Annotated in this window: 14 protein-coding genes; 6 read left to right on the top strand and 8 right to left on the bottom strand. The window is 72.3% G+C overall.

All coding sequences use genetic code 11. The features are described from left to right. Nucleotides 1-5: 5 nt before the first annotated feature. Complete coding sequence (locus tag ABT048_RS04425) at nt 6-830, bottom strand: isocitrate lyase/PEP mutase family protein (protein ID WP_350519799.1); 825 nt, start codon at nt 828-830, stop codon at nt 6-8. Nucleotides 831-941: 111 nt separating this feature from the next. On the opposite strand from ABT048_RS04425, the gene ABT048_RS04420 reads away from it, so the two are divergent. Next, nucleotides 942-1,958, top strand: coding sequence for an ArsR/SmtB family transcription factor (locus tag ABT048_RS04420; protein ID WP_350519798.1), 1,017 nt, complete (start codon nt 942-944; stop codon nt 1,956-1,958). A 183-nt stretch (nt 1,959-2,141) separates the two neighbouring features. After that, the gene (locus ABT048_RS04415; RefSeq protein ID WP_030240972.1) at nt 2,142-2,816 is read left to right on the top strand and encodes a Crp/Fnr family transcriptional regulator; all 675 of its coding nucleotides are present in this window, start codon (nt 2,142-2,144) and stop codon (nt 2,814-2,816) included. A gap of 160 nt (nt 2,817-2,976) precedes the next feature. Here ABT048_RS04415 and ABT048_RS04410 read toward each other — a convergent pair whose 3' ends face one another. The 5 genes from ABT048_RS04410 to sp36 all read right to left on the bottom strand — a co-directional run bounded on the left by ABT048_RS04410 (nt 2,977) and on the right by sp36 (nt 5,714). Continuing rightward, complete coding sequence (locus ABT048_RS04410; protein WP_350519797.1) at nt 2,977-3,807, bottom strand: MBL fold metallo-hydrolase; 831 nt, start codon at nt 3,805-3,807, stop codon at nt 2,977-2,979. A gap of 34 nt (nt 3,808-3,841) precedes the next feature. Continuing rightward, nucleotides 3,842-4,015 (bottom strand): hypothetical protein, encoded by a 174-nt coding sequence (locus ABT048_RS04405; protein ID WP_350519796.1) that lies wholly within the window; start codon nt 4,013-4,015, stop codon nt 3,842-3,844. Nucleotides 4,016-4,161: 146 nt separating this feature from the next. Continuing rightward, entirely contained in the window at nt 4,162-5,028 is an 867-nt protein-coding gene (locus ABT048_RS04400; RefSeq protein ID WP_350519795.1) for an NUDIX hydrolase, read from the bottom strand. A 63-nt stretch (nt 5,029-5,091) separates the two neighbouring features. Beyond that, on the bottom strand, nt 5,092-5,559 hold the full coding sequence (locus tag ABT048_RS04395) for a RidA family protein (protein ID WP_350519794.1): 468 nt from the start codon (nt 5,557-5,559) through the stop codon (nt 5,092-5,094). Then, nucleotides 5,556-5,714: a Sp36 family protein gene (gene sp36, locus ABT048_RS04390; RefSeq protein ID WP_094743074.1), complete on the bottom strand. Its 159-nt coding sequence runs from the start codon at nt 5,712-5,714 to the stop codon at nt 5,556-5,558. The genes ABT048_RS04395 and sp36 overlap by 4 nt, the downstream gene beginning before the upstream one ends. 213 nt (nt 5,715-5,927) lie before the next feature. Between sp36 and bagA the strand changes: the two genes are divergently transcribed. Together bagA and bagB are read left to right on the top strand one after the other, a co-directional pair. Beyond that, nucleotides 5,928-7,016 carry an ATPase BagA gene (bagA, locus tag ABT048_RS04385; protein WP_350519793.1) on the top strand — a complete coding sequence of 363 codons (1,089 nt, stop codon included), beginning with the start codon at nt 5,928-5,930 and terminating at the stop codon, nt 7,014-7,016. Next, on the top strand, nt 7,013-8,182 hold the full coding sequence (bagB, locus tag ABT048_RS04380) for an ATPase BagB (RefSeq protein ID WP_350519792.1): 1,170 nt from the start codon (nt 7,013-7,015) through the stop codon (nt 8,180-8,182). Before bagA ends, bagB begins: the two co-directional genes overlap by 4 nt. Nucleotides 8,183-8,324: 142 nt before the next feature. Here the strand turns inward: bagB and ABT048_RS04375 are convergent, their stop codons facing one another. Then, complete coding sequence (locus ABT048_RS04375) at nt 8,325-8,648, bottom strand: WhiB family transcriptional regulator (RefSeq protein WP_030240986.1); 324 nt, start codon at nt 8,646-8,648, stop codon at nt 8,325-8,327. 423 nt (nt 8,649-9,071) lie between these two features. Between ABT048_RS04375 and ABT048_RS04370 the strand changes: the two genes are divergently transcribed. Beyond that, nucleotides 9,072-11,417, top strand: a complete 2,346-nt coding sequence (locus tag ABT048_RS04370; RefSeq protein ID WP_350519791.1) for a transglycosylase domain-containing protein — start codon at nt 9,072-9,074, stop codon at nt 11,415-11,417. 186 nt (nt 11,418-11,603) lie between these two features. Here the strand turns inward: ABT048_RS04370 and ABT048_RS04365 are convergent, their stop codons facing one another. Next, nucleotides 11,604-12,056 carry a GatB/YqeY domain-containing protein gene (locus tag ABT048_RS04365; protein ID WP_350519790.1) on the bottom strand — a complete coding sequence of 151 codons (453 nt, stop codon included), beginning with the start codon at nt 12,054-12,056 and terminating at the stop codon, nt 11,604-11,606. A 565-nt stretch (nt 12,057-12,621) separates the two neighbouring features. Between ABT048_RS04365 and ABT048_RS04360 the strand changes: the two genes are divergently transcribed. Then, nucleotides 12,622-13,929 carry a helix-turn-helix domain-containing protein gene (locus ABT048_RS04360; RefSeq protein WP_350519789.1) on the top strand — a complete coding sequence of 436 codons (1,308 nt, stop codon included), beginning with the start codon at nt 12,622-12,624 and terminating at the stop codon, nt 13,927-13,929. The last annotated feature ends 205 nt before the right edge of the window (nt 13,930-14,134 follow it).

Below are 14,134 nucleotides of genomic sequence, written 5' to 3'. Positions count from 1 at the left end.
CGCCGTCAGCCCCGGTACAGCCCGTCCAGCTCCCCGAAGCCCAGCGCCCCGTCGAGCTGCGTCAGCGTCCCGGCGCCGAGCAGCTCGACGGCGGCGCGGCGGGCCGCGGTGTACGCGAGCTGGGCGAGGCCGGTACCGACGCTGATCCGCCGCACCCCCGTGGCGGCGAGTTCCGCGACGCTCGGCCCGCCCGGGACGGCCATCGCGTTCACCGGCAGCGCCGAGCGCCGGCACAGCTCGGTGAGGACGTCGAGGTCCAGCAGCCCGGGGACGAACAGGCCGTCGGCGCCCGCCTGCGCGTAGGCCTCGGCCCGGACCAGCACGTCGTCGAGCCCGCCCAGTCCGAACAGGAAGACGTCCGTCCGGGCGTTGACCACCAGCTCCGGCAGCCCCGCGGCGGCGGCCGCCGTACGGGCCGCGCGCAGCCGCCCGGCCTGCTCGGCCACCGGGAAGAGCGGGCCGCCGACGGCCGTCGAGTCCTCCAGGTTGACGCCGACGGCGCCCACCCCGACCAGCGCGGTCACGGTCTCGGCCACGTCGGCGGGCAGCGGCCCGTACCCGCCCTCGGCGTCGACGGTGACCGGCAGGTCCACCGCGGCGACGATCCGGCGGGCCGCCTCGACCGCGGCCGCCCGGCCGAGGCGCTGGCCGTCGCCGTGCCCGAGCGACCAGGAGACGCCGCCACTGGTGGTGGCGACCGCCCGGGCGCCGGCCGAGGCGATCACGGCGGCACTGCCCGCGTCCCAGGCGTTGGGCAGGACGAGCCCGCCGTCGGCGACCAGTTCGCGCAGCCGCAGCGCCCGCTCGCGGGACTCGGGGGTGGTGGACATGGGTGTCACCGGCTTTCGTACGGATCGGTGGGGACGCAGGCATCCTGCGCCCGGCTCCCCCACCCGTACCAGTGATTAAGCTGAGGCTGAATCTTTCCCGGAGGGGGCCGCATGCGATCCGAACTGCACTTCTCCGCGCAGGACTTGGCACTGACCCGGTTCGCCGTCTCCCCGATGCAGGAGGTGGTGACCAGCCTGCGCGCCCTCGCACGGCACCCCGCGCCGGCGCTGCACCGCCGCTGGGCCGCGGAGGTCCGCGGGCGGCTGACCGCCGCCGCGCCGACCATGGACCGGCTGGCCGCCCTGGTGCCGCCCACCGGCCACCTGCCGGACTTCCTCAACCCCGCCCCGGCCGGCCACTCCCCCACGCTCGCCGAAGAGCTGGCCGCGATCACCGCCACCGGCGCCGAACAGGTCCGGGCCGACCTCGACATCATGGCCGCCGAGGCGGGCGGCCGGCTGCCCGCCGTCCTCGCCCCGCTGCACCGCGACCCGGCCGCCCAGCTGCCCCGGCTGGCCGCCGACCTCCGGGCGTACTGGGAGCTGGCGCTCGCCCCCTACTGGGCCCGGATCCGGGCGCTGCTCTCGGCGGACGTCTTCCACCGCTCCCGGCAGGCCGCCGAGCACGGCACCGCGCGGATGCTGGGCGAGCTGCACGACACGGTCCGCTGGGACGGCACCGCACTGCTGCTGGAGCAGCGGCACTGCGCGCTCACCCGGCTGACCGCCGGCTCCGGGCTGGTGCTCCTGCCCTCGGCCTTCGCCTGGCCCCGGGTGCTCACCCGGGTGCTGCCGCCCGACCCGCCGCAACTGATCTACCCGGCACGCGGCACGGCCGCCCTGTGGGAGCGCCGGGCGGGCACGGCGGCCCGCACGGACGCGCTGGCCGGCGTCCTCGGCCGCTCCCGCGCCCGGCTGCTGGCCGAGCTGGACTCCCCGGCCTCGACCACCGAACTGGCCGACCGCACCGGGCTCTCCCCGGCCGGGGCCTCGCAGCACCTCACCGCGCTGCGCACGGCGGGCCTCACCAGCGCCCACCGGGCGGGCCACGCCGTCCTGCACGCCCGCACCGCGATCGGCGATTCGCTGTTCGATCAGGACGAACAGGAGTTCGACAGGAGCACGTGAGGGCGCTCCTGCGGCCCGCCCCGCCCCATGACCAACCGGTACGAATGGCCCCGCACGGCACACCTCGGCACACCCCCTCCTCATATGATCGGAGCGACATGCGCCATGCTTGGTGATGCAGAACACTGAACGGAACTTGCGCCGGACGGCCCACCCGCCGTACGGCCGAGAAGGAGGAAGCACGTGGACGACGTTCTGCGGCGCGCCGCACTCTTCGCGGCACTCGACGACGAACAGGCCGGCGAGCTGCGCGCTTCCATGACCGAGGTCACCCTCGCCCGTGGGGAGTCGCTGTTCCACGAGGGCGACCCGGGCGACCGGCTGTACGTCGTCGCGGAGGGCAAGGTCAAGCTGCACCGCGCATCCCCGGACGGCCGCGAGAACATGCTCGCCGTCCTCGGCCCCAGCGAGATGATCGGCGAGCTGTCGCTGTTCGACCCGGGCCCGCGCACCGCGACCGCCAGCGCGCTGACCGAGGTCAAGCTGCTGGGCCTGGGCCACGGTGACCTGCAGCCCTGGCTGCACGCCCGCCCCGAGGTCTCCATCGCGCTGCTGCGGGCCATCGCCCGCCGACTGCGCCGGACCAACGACGTGATGTCCGACCTGGTCTTCTCCGACGTGCCCGGCCGCGTCGCCAAGGCCCTGCTGGACCTCTCCCGCCGCTTCGGCGTGCAGTCCGAGGAGGGCATCCACGTCGCCCACGACCTCACCCAGGAGGAGCTGGCCCAGCTGGTCGGCGCCTCCCGCGAGACGGTCAACAAGGCGCTCGCCGACTTCGCCGGCCGCGGCTGGCTGAAGCTGGAGGCGCGCGCGGTGGTCCTGATGGACGTCGAGCGGCTGTCCCGCCGCTCGCGCTGACGCCCCGAACACGCCGAAGGGCCCGTCCGGACGGACGGGCCCTTCGGCGTTCACGAGCCCTTCGGCGTTCACGAGCCCTTCGGCTGTCGCGCTCCCGGAGCGGCCCGGGTCGATCGGGCTCCGGGGCCGGCCGGGCGCCGGGGTCAGTCGAGCTACGGGGTCAGTCGAGCTCCGGGGTCAGCCCGTGCTCCTCCAGGTACTCCAGCTGGGCCCGGACGGACAGCTCCGCGGCCGGCCAGAGCGCCCGGTCCACGTCCGCGTAGACCCGCGCCACCACCTCGGGAGCGGTCCGCAAGCCCGCCTCGACCGCCGTCTCCACCTGCGCGAGCCGGGCGGCCCGGTGCGCCAGGTAGTAGTCGACGGCGCCGAGCGCGTCCGCGAGCACCGGGCCGTGCCCGGGCAGCACGGTCCGCACACCGTGCTCGGAGGCCATCGTGTGCAGCCGGCGCAGCGAGTCCAGGTAGTCCCCCAGCCGGCCGTCGGGGTGGGCCACCATCGTGGTGCCGCGGCCGAGCACGGTGTCCCCGGTGAGGATCGCGCCGTCGTCCGGCAGGTGGAAGGTCAGCGAGTCCGAGGTGTGGCCGGGGGTGGCCACCACCCGCAGGTCCAGACCGCCGACGTCCAGGCGCTGGCCGCCCACCAGGCCCTCCGAGCCCAGCCGGTGCGCCGGGTCCAGGGCCCGGACCTCGGTGCCGGTGAGCTCGGCGAACCGGGCCGCGCCCTCGGAGTGGTCGGCGTGACCGTGGGTGAGCAGGGTCAGCGCGATCCGCTTGCCCCGCTCCTCGGCGAGGTCGATCACCCGGCGCAGGTGCTCCTCGTGCAGCGGGCCCGGGTCGATCACCACGGCGAGGTCGGAGCCGGGCTCGGAGAGCAGCCAGGTGTTGGTGCCGTCCAGCGTCATCGGCGACGGGTTCGGCGCCAGCACGCACAGCGCCCGGGAGGTGGCCTCGCCGCCGACGACGGCGGCGGGGTCACCCGGCAGGAGGCTCATGCACCCACCTCGACGATTCGCTCGCGCTGCTCGCTCACCGGCCGCCCTCGGCGTCGCGTTGGAGGGCCCGCAGCGGCAGTGCCCGGACGAGGGCGCGCTGCGCCACCTCGACGAACGGGACCGGGCTGTCACAGGCCGGGGTGCGGGGGTTCAGGCGGCGGGCGGGCATCTCGGGTGCCGTCCGGCGAGCCACGTCGTTGTGGGTCATCGGGCGTCGGTCCTTTCTCTGCGGTGGTGCGGCGGATCTTCTTCGGATGGATCTTCTGCGGACGGGTCCTCTGCGGACAAGGCTTCCCGGGGATTCGCTCCCCGGGCCGGCCGTCCCCGCCGGTGGTGCGGCGCGGGCGGACGGCTTCAGGAGTCCTCGGGGAACTCCCCGTCGATGGTCAGCTCGTCGTACCCGGGCCAGCGGACCGTCATGCGGTCCCCGCGGACCTCGGCCCGGCCCAGGACCGGCTCCAGCCGGCGCTCGGCGGCCGCGGCCAGCGCCTCGGCGGCGGTGCGCACCGGCGACAGCTCGCGCAGCACCGTCACGGTCGGCGGCAGCATGCCGAACCGGCCCTCCCGGTAACCCCGGACCGCCTCGGCCGGGCTCAGCCACGCGACCCGGTCGGCCTCGCCGACCTCCAGCGCCGCGCGCTGGCCGGCCGGCAGGGCCGCCACGAAGAACCAGGTGTCGTAGCGCCGCTCCTCGAACTCCGGGGTGATCCAGCGCGCCCAGCCGCCCAGCAGGTCGCTGCGCAGCACCAGGCCGTGGTCCCGGAGGAACTCGGCGAAGGACAGCTCGTGCGCCTCCAGCGCGGCCCGTTCGGCGGTCCAGTCGCGCGGCGCGGCGACGCTCCGCTCGTCCGGGCCGGCCAGCAGCACGCCGGCCTCCTCGAAGGTCTCGCGGACGGCCGCGCAGACCACCGCCCGGGCGGTCCGGACGTCCACCCCGAGGCGCCGCGCCCACTCCTCGGGCGGGGGCCCGGCCCAGCCCGTCTCGACCTCGGCGTCGCGCGGGTCCACCCCGCCGCCCGGGTAGGCGTACATCCCGGCCGCGAAGGCCATCGAGGTGCGCCGGCGCAGCAGGTAGGCCTCCGGCCCGGCGTCGGCGTCGCGCAGCAGCACGACGGTGGCCGCCTGCCTGGGCACCGGCGGCATCAGCACGCCGGAGTCGACCGCCCGGATGCGGGCAGGCCAACCGGGCGGCATCGGGAGCGTCGTTGCTCGATGGTCCATGCCCGGATGCTAAGCGCACGAAGGCGGGCTCGGCCAGGGCCGATCCCGCCTTCGTGATCGGACTCAGACGGTCTTGACGCGGACCTGGAGTTCGACCTCGACCGGGGCGTCCAGCGGGAGCACCGCGACACCGACGGCGCTGCGGGCGTGCACGCCCGCGGCGCCGAGCACCTTGCCGAGCAGCTCGCTGGCGCCGTTGACGACGCCGGGCTGGCCGGTGAAGTCGGGGGCGGAGGCGACGAAGCCGACGACCTTCACGACCCGCTCGATCCGGTCGAGGTCGCCGATCACCGACTTCACGGCGGCCAGGGCGTTCAGCGCGCAGATCTGCGCGAGCTCCTTGGCCTCCTCCGGCGACACCTCGGCGCCGACCTTGCCGGTGCTCGGCAGCTTGCCCTCGACCACCGGGAGCTGGCCGGAGGTGAAGACGAACTCGCCGGACTGCAGGGCCGGCACGTACGCGGCGACCGGCGCGGCCACCGGCGGCAGGGTCAGGCCCAGCTCGGCGAGCTTCGACTCGACGGCGCTCATGCGTTCTTCTCCCGCTTGAAGTAGGCCACCAGCTGCTCCGGGTTCGGGCCGGGCACGACCTGGACGAGCTCCCAGCCGTCCTCGCCGAAGTTGTCCAGGATCTGCTTGGTGGCGTGCACGAGCAGGGGCGCCGTCATGTATTCCCACTTGGTCATGGCCAGACTCTAGACGAGCCGCCGCGGGGATCGGCGCCGCGTGGCGGGCGGCGTGTGAGGTGGGGCACAAAGAGGGCATGATCAGGCCTGGCAACCCCAGGTGCTCCGGGCATCCGGCGCGGTCCCTGGTTACCCTCGCGGGAGGGCACCCTGGCGAGGGGCACCCTCGTCAGGAGGGGACGCCCGTAGGACGGAGACGGACGGAGACGGAGCGTGGCACGCACCCCCGGCCAGGCGGACCGGCGCGACCCCGACTGGGAGGGCGTCCGGCTGCACGTGGTCAGCGGCAAGGGCGGCACCGGGAAGACCACGCTGGCCGCAGCGCTGGCCCTGGCGCTCGCCGCCGACGGCGGTCGGGTCCTGCTGATCGAGGTCGAGGGCCGGCAGGGCATCGCCGAACTGTTCGGGATCGCCGCACTGCCCTACGAGGAGCGCCGGATCGCCTCGGTCTCCCGTCGGCAGCTGGGGCTCCCGGCCGCGGAGGCGTCCGCGGACGCGGCGCAGCCCGGCGAGGTGTTCGCGCTGGCGATCGACACCGAGCAGGCGCTGCTCGAATACCTGGAGATGTTCTACAAGCTCGGCCGGGCCGGCAAGGCGCTGCAGAAGGTCGGCTTCGTCGACTTCGCCACCACCATCGCGCCCGGCGTCCGGGACGTCCTGCTCACCGGCAAGGCCTGCGAGGCGACCCGGCGCAAGGACCCGGACGGCCGGCGCCGCTACGACGCGGTGGTGATGGACGCCCCGCCGACCGGGCGGCTGACCCGGTTCCTGAACGTCAACGCCGAGGTCGCCGGGCTGGCCCGGATCGGCCCGATACACACCCAGGCGCAGGCCGTGATGCGGGTGCTGAAGTCCCCGGAGACCGCGGTGCACCTGGTCACCCTGCTGGAGGAGATGCCGGTGCAGGAGACGGTCGACGGCATCGCGGAGCTGCGCGAGGCGAAGCTGCCGGTGGGCGGGGTGATGGTCAACATGGTCCGCCCGCCGGTCCTGGACGCCGCCGCGGTGGCCGCGGTGGACGGCAACCACCGCGAGGAGGTCGCGCTGGCGCTCGGGGAGGCCGGGCTCGGCGGCCGCTCGCGCAAGCCGGAGACGGTCCGCGCGGCGGTGGAGCCGTTGATCGACCCACTGCTGGAGCAGGCCAGGGAGCACGCCGAGCGGGTCGAGCTGGAGCGCGCGCAGCGCGCCGACCTGCAGCAGCTGCGGATCCCGACGTACGAACTGCCGCTGCTGGGCGAGGGCGTGGACCTCGGCGGACTGTACCGGCTGGCGGGCGACCTGAAGCGGCAGGGGGCGGCATGACCTCGAACGGGGTGCGGAGCACCGGGAAGCGGCTCGCGGTGGACGAGCTGATCGACGATCCGGGGACCAGGATCATCGTCTGCTGCGGCTCCGGCGGCGTCGGCAAGACCACCACCGCCGCGGCGATCGGCCTGCGGGCCGCCGAACGGGGCCGCAAGGTCGTGGTGCTGACCATCGACCCGGCCCGCCGGCTCGCCCAGTCGATGGGCCTGACCGAACTCGACAACACCCCCCGGGTGGTCAAGGGGGTGACCGGCGACGGGGAGCTCCAGGCCATGATGCTGGACATGAAGCGGACCTTCGACGAGGTCGTGCTGGCCCACGCTGAGCCCGAACGGGCCCGGGCGATCCTGGAGAACCCGTTCTACCAGTCCCTGTCGGCCGGCTTCGCGGGCACGCAGGAGTACATGGCGATGGAGAAGCTCGGGCAGCTGCGCGACGCCGAGGAGTGGGACCTCATCGTCGTGGACACCCCGCCGTCGCGCTCGGCGCTGGACTTCCTGGACGCGCCCAACCGGCTCGGGTCCTTCCTGGACGGCCGGGTGATCCGGATACTGACCGCCCCGGCCAAGGTCGGCGGGCGCAGCGCCATGCGGTTCCTGAACGCCGGGATGGGCCTGCTCACCGGCGCCCTGGGCAAGATCTTCGGCGCCCAGCTGCTCACCGACGTGCAGACCTTCGTCAGCGCGATGGACTCGATGTTCGGCGGCTTCCGCGAGCGCGCGGACCGTACCTACCAGCTGCTCAAGGCGCCGGGCACGGCGTTCCTGGTGGTGGCCGCGCCGGAGCGGGACGCGCTGCGCGAGGCGGCGTACTTCGTGGACCGGCTCGCCGCGGACCGGATGCCGCTGGCCGGGCTGGTGCTCAACCGGGTGCACGGCTCGGGCGCCCCGCAGCTCACGGCGGAGCGGGCGCTGGCGGCGGCCGAGGCGCTGGAGGAGAACGGCTCGGAGCACTCCTCGCCGGAGGCGGAGCTGCTCGCGGCCGGGCTGCTGCGGCTGCACGCCGAGCGGATGCAGATCATGGGGCGGGAGCGCCGCACCCGCGACCGCTTCGTCTCGGTCTACCCGGACGTGCCGATCGTGGAGGTCCCGGCGCTGCCGGGTGACGTGCACGACCTCGACGGCCTGCGGGCCATCGGCGACCGGCTCAGCAGCACGGCGTAGGACGGCGGACGACGTAGGACGTGGGACGGCGCGGAACGCCGTCGGACGGCTCGGGCGGTGCGGCGTGGGCGCCCGCCCGGGGCCGACCGGCCCGGACCCCCCGGTACGGCCGGTTCGGCCTGTGCAGCCGGTGTGCCCCGGCTCAGCCCGCCTGGGCGTAGTCCGTCAGTATCACACCGGTCGCGAGGGACTCCTCGTACTCGGTGCGGGCCGTCTCCAGCAGCCTCCGCCACGAGATGACCGTCGGGCGGCGGCGCAGCAGCGCCCGGCGCTCGCGCTCCGTCATCCCGCCCCAGACCCCGAACTCCACCCGGTTGTCCAGGGCGTCCGCGAGGCACTCCGTGCGCACCGGGCAGCCGCTGCACACCGCCTTCGCGCGGTTCTGCGCCGCCCCCTGGACGAACAGTTCGTCCGGATCACTCGTGCGGCAGGCGGCCTGCGCACTCCAGTCGTCAACCCAGCCCATGCCGGCGCCGTCCTCTCCCGTATCGAGGCTCCCCCACGGCGGCAACGGCATATTCACCGTTGCCAGTTGAGGACGTTACGGAAGAACGACAGCTTGCAACAGCCCCTTCGGGCTCAATCTCGAATGACCCGATTGGACTATGGGTATCGGTCAGCTCACTCGTTGGAGTGATCGCAGGTCGCGCACCTTGCCAAGGGCGGAGCCCCCACTCTCGCCGCAGGCGTCGTCACGGAGCGCAACCGTTCACCCGTGCACAGCAGGCCCCAGCTGCCTCAAAGCCCGGACATTCCAGGGCGATTCGGGCAACTCTCCTCGCCCACAAGAGTGAATGATGCTGACGCACCGAAGCTGTACCAAGCTTGTGACAAGCCTAGGCGAACACGTGCCCCTATGTACGGGAATCCGCGACGTAGGGTTCTCCCCATGGCACCGAAGCGCCCACAGGCATCCCAGCCCCCAGGCAACACCGGAGCTCCGCGCGGCGGCAGCGGCGGATCACCGTTGGAGCACGTCGGCAACGGCGTGAAGTTCCTGGGCGTCAGCGTGCTCTCCGGAGTCCTGCTGGCAGGACTCGCCCTGCCCGCCGTCGGCGCCATCGGGCTGACCGCCAAGGACACGGCGGAGAGCTTCGACAACATCTCCGACGACTTCAAGACCCCGCCGCTCACCCAGGCTACCCAGATCTTCGACGCCAAGGGCGGCCTGATCGCCAAGGTCTACGAGCGCGACCGCACCGTCCTCACCGCCGACCAGATGTCGCCGTTCATGCGGCACGCCCAGGTGGACATCGAGGACGCCCGCTTCTACGAGCACGGCGCCGTCGACCTCAAGGGCATCCTCCGCGCGGCCAGCAAGAACGCCGAGAGCGGCACCGCCTCGCAGGGCGCCTCGACGCTGACCCAGCAGTACGTGAAGAACGTCAACGTGGAGAAGGCCGGCGACGACCAGGCCGCCGTCCTGGAGGCGCAGCGCAAGACCCTGGGCCGCAAGATCCAGGAGCTCAAGGTCGCCATCAAGCTGGAGGAGGACCTGAGCAAGGACCAGATCCTCACCAACTACCTCAACATCACCTTCTACGGCCACCAGGCCTACGGGGTCGAGGCCGCCTCCCAGCGCTACTTCAGCAAGAGCAACAAGGACCTGACCGTCGCCGAGGCCGCCACGCTGGCCGGCATGGTGCAGAACCCGTCGTCCTACGACCCGGTGCGCTACCCCGAGAACACGGTCAAGCGCCGCAACGTCGTGATCGACAAGCTGCTGGAGAACAAGCACATCACCGCGGACCAGGCGAAGGAGGCGAAGGCCGCCCCGCTGGGTCTGAAGTACAAGGACCCGCAGAACGGCTGCATCACCGCCCAGGCCGGGATGGGCTTCTTCTGCGACTACGTCCGCCACGTGGTCAAGCAGGACCCGGCGTTCGGCAAGAGCGCCGACGAGCGCAAGAAGCTCTGGGACACCGGCGGCCTGAACATCTACACCACGCTGGACCCGGACAAGCAGGCCGCGGCCCAGAACGCCGTCACCAAGAAGGTCAACGTGACCGACCAGGTGTCGGCGGCCGCGACCATGATGGAGCCGGGCACCGGCAAGATCCTGGCGATGGCCCAGACCCGCCCGTACGGCCTGGACTCGAACAAGAACCAGACCGTCGTCAACCTCAACGTGGACGCCTCGATGGGCGGCGGCAACGGCTTCCAGACCGGTTCGACCTTCAAGCCGATCCTGGCCGCGGCGGCGCTGGAGTCGGGCATGTCGCCGACCCAGGCGTTCCCGTCCGAGAACAAGATCGACTACCCGCAGATGTCCACCTGCTCGGGCACCTGGAAGAACGTCCCGGCGCCCGGCGAGCAGAAGGCCACGGTCAAGAACGAGTCCGAGTCCGAGAAGGGCCCGTACCAGCTGAAGCAGGCCATGGCGCTGTCGGTCAACACCTACTTCGTGCAGATGGAGCAGCAGGTCGGCCTCTGCGCGATGAAGCAGATGGCGAACAAGCTGGGCATCACCCAGTCCGCGAAGGGCGACGCCTTCCGGGAGGTGCCCTCGATGGTCCTGGGCACCCTGGAGCTCTCCCCGCTGACCATGGCGAACGTCTACGCGACCTTCGCCGCGCGCGGCAAGTACTGCACCCCGATCGCGATCAACAAGATCAGCACGGTGGACGGCAAGGAGCTCCAGGTCCCGCAGACCCAGTGCAGCCAGGCCTTCTCCGAGGACACCGCGGACAAGCTCAACACCGTCCTGCTGAACGTGACCGAGAAGGGCACCGCGGCCGCGCTCGGCCTGGACGGCGGCCGCAAGATCGCCGGCAAGACCGGTACCACCGACGAGAAGAAGGCCGCCTGGTTCAGCGGCTACACCCCGTCGCTGGCCACCTCGGTCTGGCTCGGCGGCCCGGCCGGCGGCGTCAAGATGAAGAACATCAACATCGGCGGCAAGCACTTCGACGAGGTGTTCGGCGCCGACGGCCCCGGCCCGATCTGGCAGCTGGCGATGAACCAGGCGCTCCAGGGCACGCCGATGGAGCCGATCCAGACCGTCGACATCCCGGACCCGCAGCCGGCCACCCCGCCGGCCGACCCCAACCCCCAGCCGCCCGCGGGCAACCCCCCGCCGCAGCAGGGCGGCGGCAACCCCGGCGGCGGCAACCCCGGGGGCGGCGGCCCCGGGGGCGGCCCCGGCGGGATGATCGGCGGCGGGTTCACCTTCCCGCCCGGGATGATCGGCGGCGGGAACGGCGGCCGGCACGGCGGCGGCAACGGCAACGGCTGACCGCGCCACCCGGCACGAGCCGCGCAGCAGTGACGAAGGGGCGCCCTCCGGTTCGGAGGGCGCCCCTTCGGCGTCGTGTTGCCGGGTGACGGGCCGCCGGGGCCGCGGGAGCCCCTCGCGAGCCCTACAGGGCCGCTCGATTCCGGCCAGAGCCGGCTTGACCCGATGGACCCGGGCGGTCCGCGGTCAGGACAGCGCGGCCTTCACGGCGGCGGCGACCCGGCCGCCCTCGGCCAGGCCGTCGACCTTGGGCTTCACCAGCTTCATCACGGCGCCCATCGCCTGCGGGCCGGTCGCGCCGCTCTCGGCCACGGCGTCCGCCACGATCGCGGCGAGCTCCTCGTCGGAGAGCTGCTTGGGCAGGTAGGTCGCCAGCACCTCGCCCTCGGCCCGCTCCCGGGCGGCCTGGTCGGTGCGACCCGCCCCGTCGAAGGCCTCGGCGGCCTCCCGGCGCTTCTTCGCCTCGCGGCCGATCACCTTCAGCACGTCGGCGTCGGACAGCTCGCGCTTCTGCTTGCCCGCCACCTCCTCGCTGGTGACGGCGGCCAGCGTGAGCCGGATGGTGGACGCGCGAAGCTCGTCCCGGACCCTGATGGCAGCCGTGAGGTCCTCCTGCAGCTGCTCCTTGAGCGTTGTCATTTCCTCTTCTTATCCTTCGGCTGTGGGCGGTCTCAACCAGGTTTCCACCGGGTATCCACTGCGGTCTGCGCAGGTGAACGAGTATGCCGTGTCAAGAGCGGGCGGCCGTCGCCTGACGCCCCGCCGGCCCGACGGTCGATCACGGCCGGGAAGGGGCAGTGTGATCCGGCCAACCTGGCCGACAATGCCTGCATACTCTCGGCAGAACAGCCGGATATTGCCGGGAGCACCGGGGAGTTGCCGGTGCCAAAAGGGGCAAATCGAACGTAGCGGCAGGTTCGCAGAAATAGTCCGCGTAGTACACTCGTTCACATGTAGCTTGAGTAGCCTAACGGGCTGTGGTCACCTCACCCTCAAAGGCCGCTCCCGAGCAGCAGCGGAACGTCCTCAACTCATTTTTCCACGGTTCTGACACATCACGACCCACGCTCGGCGCGGGCGCTCTCGCATGCGCTCCGCCATGACCGCGCGGCACGTAATGATCGTTCTGGAGTGATTGGCGCCGCAAGTCGGCGTGTTAAGTTCTGACTTGAATTCTGCTCACAACAGCAGGAAGCGCGGGGGAATGGACAACAATCAGCTTCGCTCCATGTTAGTAACCCAACGGAAGATGGTCGGCTGGAGCCAAGAGCAGTTAGCCGAGCATTCCAATGTCAGTGTGCGGACCATTAGGAATCTGGAAACCGGGGCCATCAAGAATCCGCGGCGCAGCTCCGTGGAACTCCTGGTCGGCGCCCTGCTGTCCGCGGCGACCAGCCAGGACACGCTGATGTCCCACGTGGCCCGTCCGGGCACCCCGACCGGCATGCTCTCCTCCCGCCTGGAGCCCGGTCTGCTGACCAACGTCGTCGAGGTCCCGGACAACGCCCGGTGGCAGGGGCTGCGTCCCAAGACGGACATCACCGTCGGACGCCAGGCCGACCTGCTGCACGTGGTGACCACCCTCCGGCCGGGCCGGCCGCTGGTGCTCACCGGCCCGGCCGGCGTGGGCAAGACCCGACTGGCCCTGGACTCCGCCGCACACCTGCTCGACCGCTTCCGGGACGGCGTGGTGGTGCTCGAACTCGGCTCGGTGACCCCCGAGAGCGTCGACGCCGCCGCGGCCTCGGCGGAGGTGCAGCGCTCGCTCGACACCCTGCTGCACGGCTACGAACGGGACCCGAGGACCAACCCCGAACTGCAGATGATGGTCGTCATCGACAACGCCGAGCACGTCATCGGCGCGGTGACCAGGCAGGTCAGGATGATGCTGGAGCGGCATCCCGCGCTCCACATCCTGATCACCTCGCTGCGGGCGCCCGCCTCCATCCCGGCGGACCTGTGGGAGGTGTCGCCGCTGTCCGTCGACCACCCCGAGGGCAGCTACGGCTGCCCGCCCGCCGCCGAGCTGTTCTGCCGCCGGGTGCACTCCGTCGTCCCGACGCTGGACCTCGGCGACCAGATGCCGCAGGTGGTCGAGCTCTGCCGCCGGCTGGGCGGTCTCGCGCTCGCCATCGAGAACGCCGCCTTCCGGATGCGCTCGGTGCCCCTGCACGTCCTGGTGGACGAGTGCCAGGTGCTGCCGATCCTGGGTCAGGACGAGGTGGGCGGGCTGTCCCACCACCGCTCGCTGCACCGCAGCCTCGCCTGGGCCTACGGACTCCTCGACGACCGGCAGCGCCGGGCCCTCAGACAACTCTCCCGCTTTCCCGATGAATTCTCCATCGACGATGTCCGGCAGGAACCGGTCGACGGCGGCCGGGAGCCCTCCCGCAATATCGATGTGCTGGCCGATCTCGTGGATTTCTCCGTCGTCCAGGTGAAACGTGGCCACCAGTACGCGTACCGGGTCCCCCGGATGATGCGCGAGTACGTCAACGCCATTCCGGCCTGAGGCCGGCCCGCACGCACACCGTCCGCTCGTCGGGGCGTTTTCCGTCGCGTCGGCCGCACTGTCGTGCCCGGAATCGGTTCCGGGTGCGACCCGGCCGACCGGCGATCGAATTCGATCGAATCGACGGGTTAACTTCTCCGGTCCATTCGGGAAACTCCTCCGCGGGTCATTCAGCACTGCCCGGCTTAATGCCTTGAGCGCAAAT

Source organism: Kitasatospora sp. NPDC096140 (genome assembly GCF_040303045.1).
Classification (GTDB): Bacteria; Actinomycetota; Actinomycetes; order Streptomycetales; family Streptomycetaceae; genus Kitasatospora.
This window is presented reverse-complemented; position numbering and strand designations above follow the sequence as displayed.

What these genes read in the sequence shown, in the direction of transcription:
- ABT048_RS04370 (WP_350519791.1), top strand. Translation starts at nt 9,072, where the DNA reads ATGGCACCGAAGCGCCCACAGGCATCCCAGCCCCCAGGCAACACCGGA.
- ABT048_RS04405 (WP_350519796.1), bottom strand. Translation starts at nt 4,015, where the DNA reads ATGACCCACAACGACGTGGCTCGCCGGACGGCACCCGAGATGCCCGCC.
- ABT048_RS04375 (WP_030240986.1), bottom strand. Translation starts at nt 8,648, where the DNA reads ATGGGCTGGGTTGACGACTGGAGTGCGCAGGCCGCCTGCCGCACGAGT.
- ABT048_RS04410 (WP_350519797.1), bottom strand. Translation starts at nt 3,807, where the DNA reads ATGAGCCTCCTGCCGGGTGACCCCGCCGCCGTCGTCGGCGGCGAGGCC.
- ABT048_RS04425 (WP_350519799.1), bottom strand. Translation starts at nt 830, where the DNA reads ATGTCCACCACCCCCGAGTCCCGCGAGCGGGCGCTGCGGCTGCGCGAA.
- ABT048_RS04395 (WP_350519794.1), bottom strand. Translation starts at nt 5,559, where the DNA reads ATGAGCGCCGTCGAGTCGAAGCTCGCCGAGCTGGGCCTGACCCTGCCG.
- ABT048_RS04365 (WP_350519790.1), bottom strand. Translation starts at nt 12,056, where the DNA reads ATGACAACGCTCAAGGAGCAGCTGCAGGAGGACCTCACGGCTGCCATC.
- ABT048_RS04360 (WP_350519789.1), top strand. Translation starts at nt 12,622, where the DNA reads ATGGACAACAATCAGCTTCGCTCCATGTTAGTAACCCAACGGAAGATG.
- ABT048_RS04400 (WP_350519795.1), bottom strand. Translation starts at nt 5,028, where the DNA reads ATGGACCATCGAGCAACGACGCTCCCGATGCCGCCCGGTTGGCCTGCC.
- ABT048_RS04420 (WP_350519798.1), top strand. Translation starts at nt 942, where the DNA reads ATGCGATCCGAACTGCACTTCTCCGCGCAGGACTTGGCACTGACCCGG.
- sp36 (WP_094743074.1), bottom strand. Translation starts at nt 5,714, where the DNA reads ATGACCAAGTGGGAATACATGACGGCGCCCCTGCTCGTGCACGCCACC.
- bagB (WP_350519792.1), top strand. Translation starts at nt 7,013, where the DNA reads ATGACCTCGAACGGGGTGCGGAGCACCGGGAAGCGGCTCGCGGTGGAC.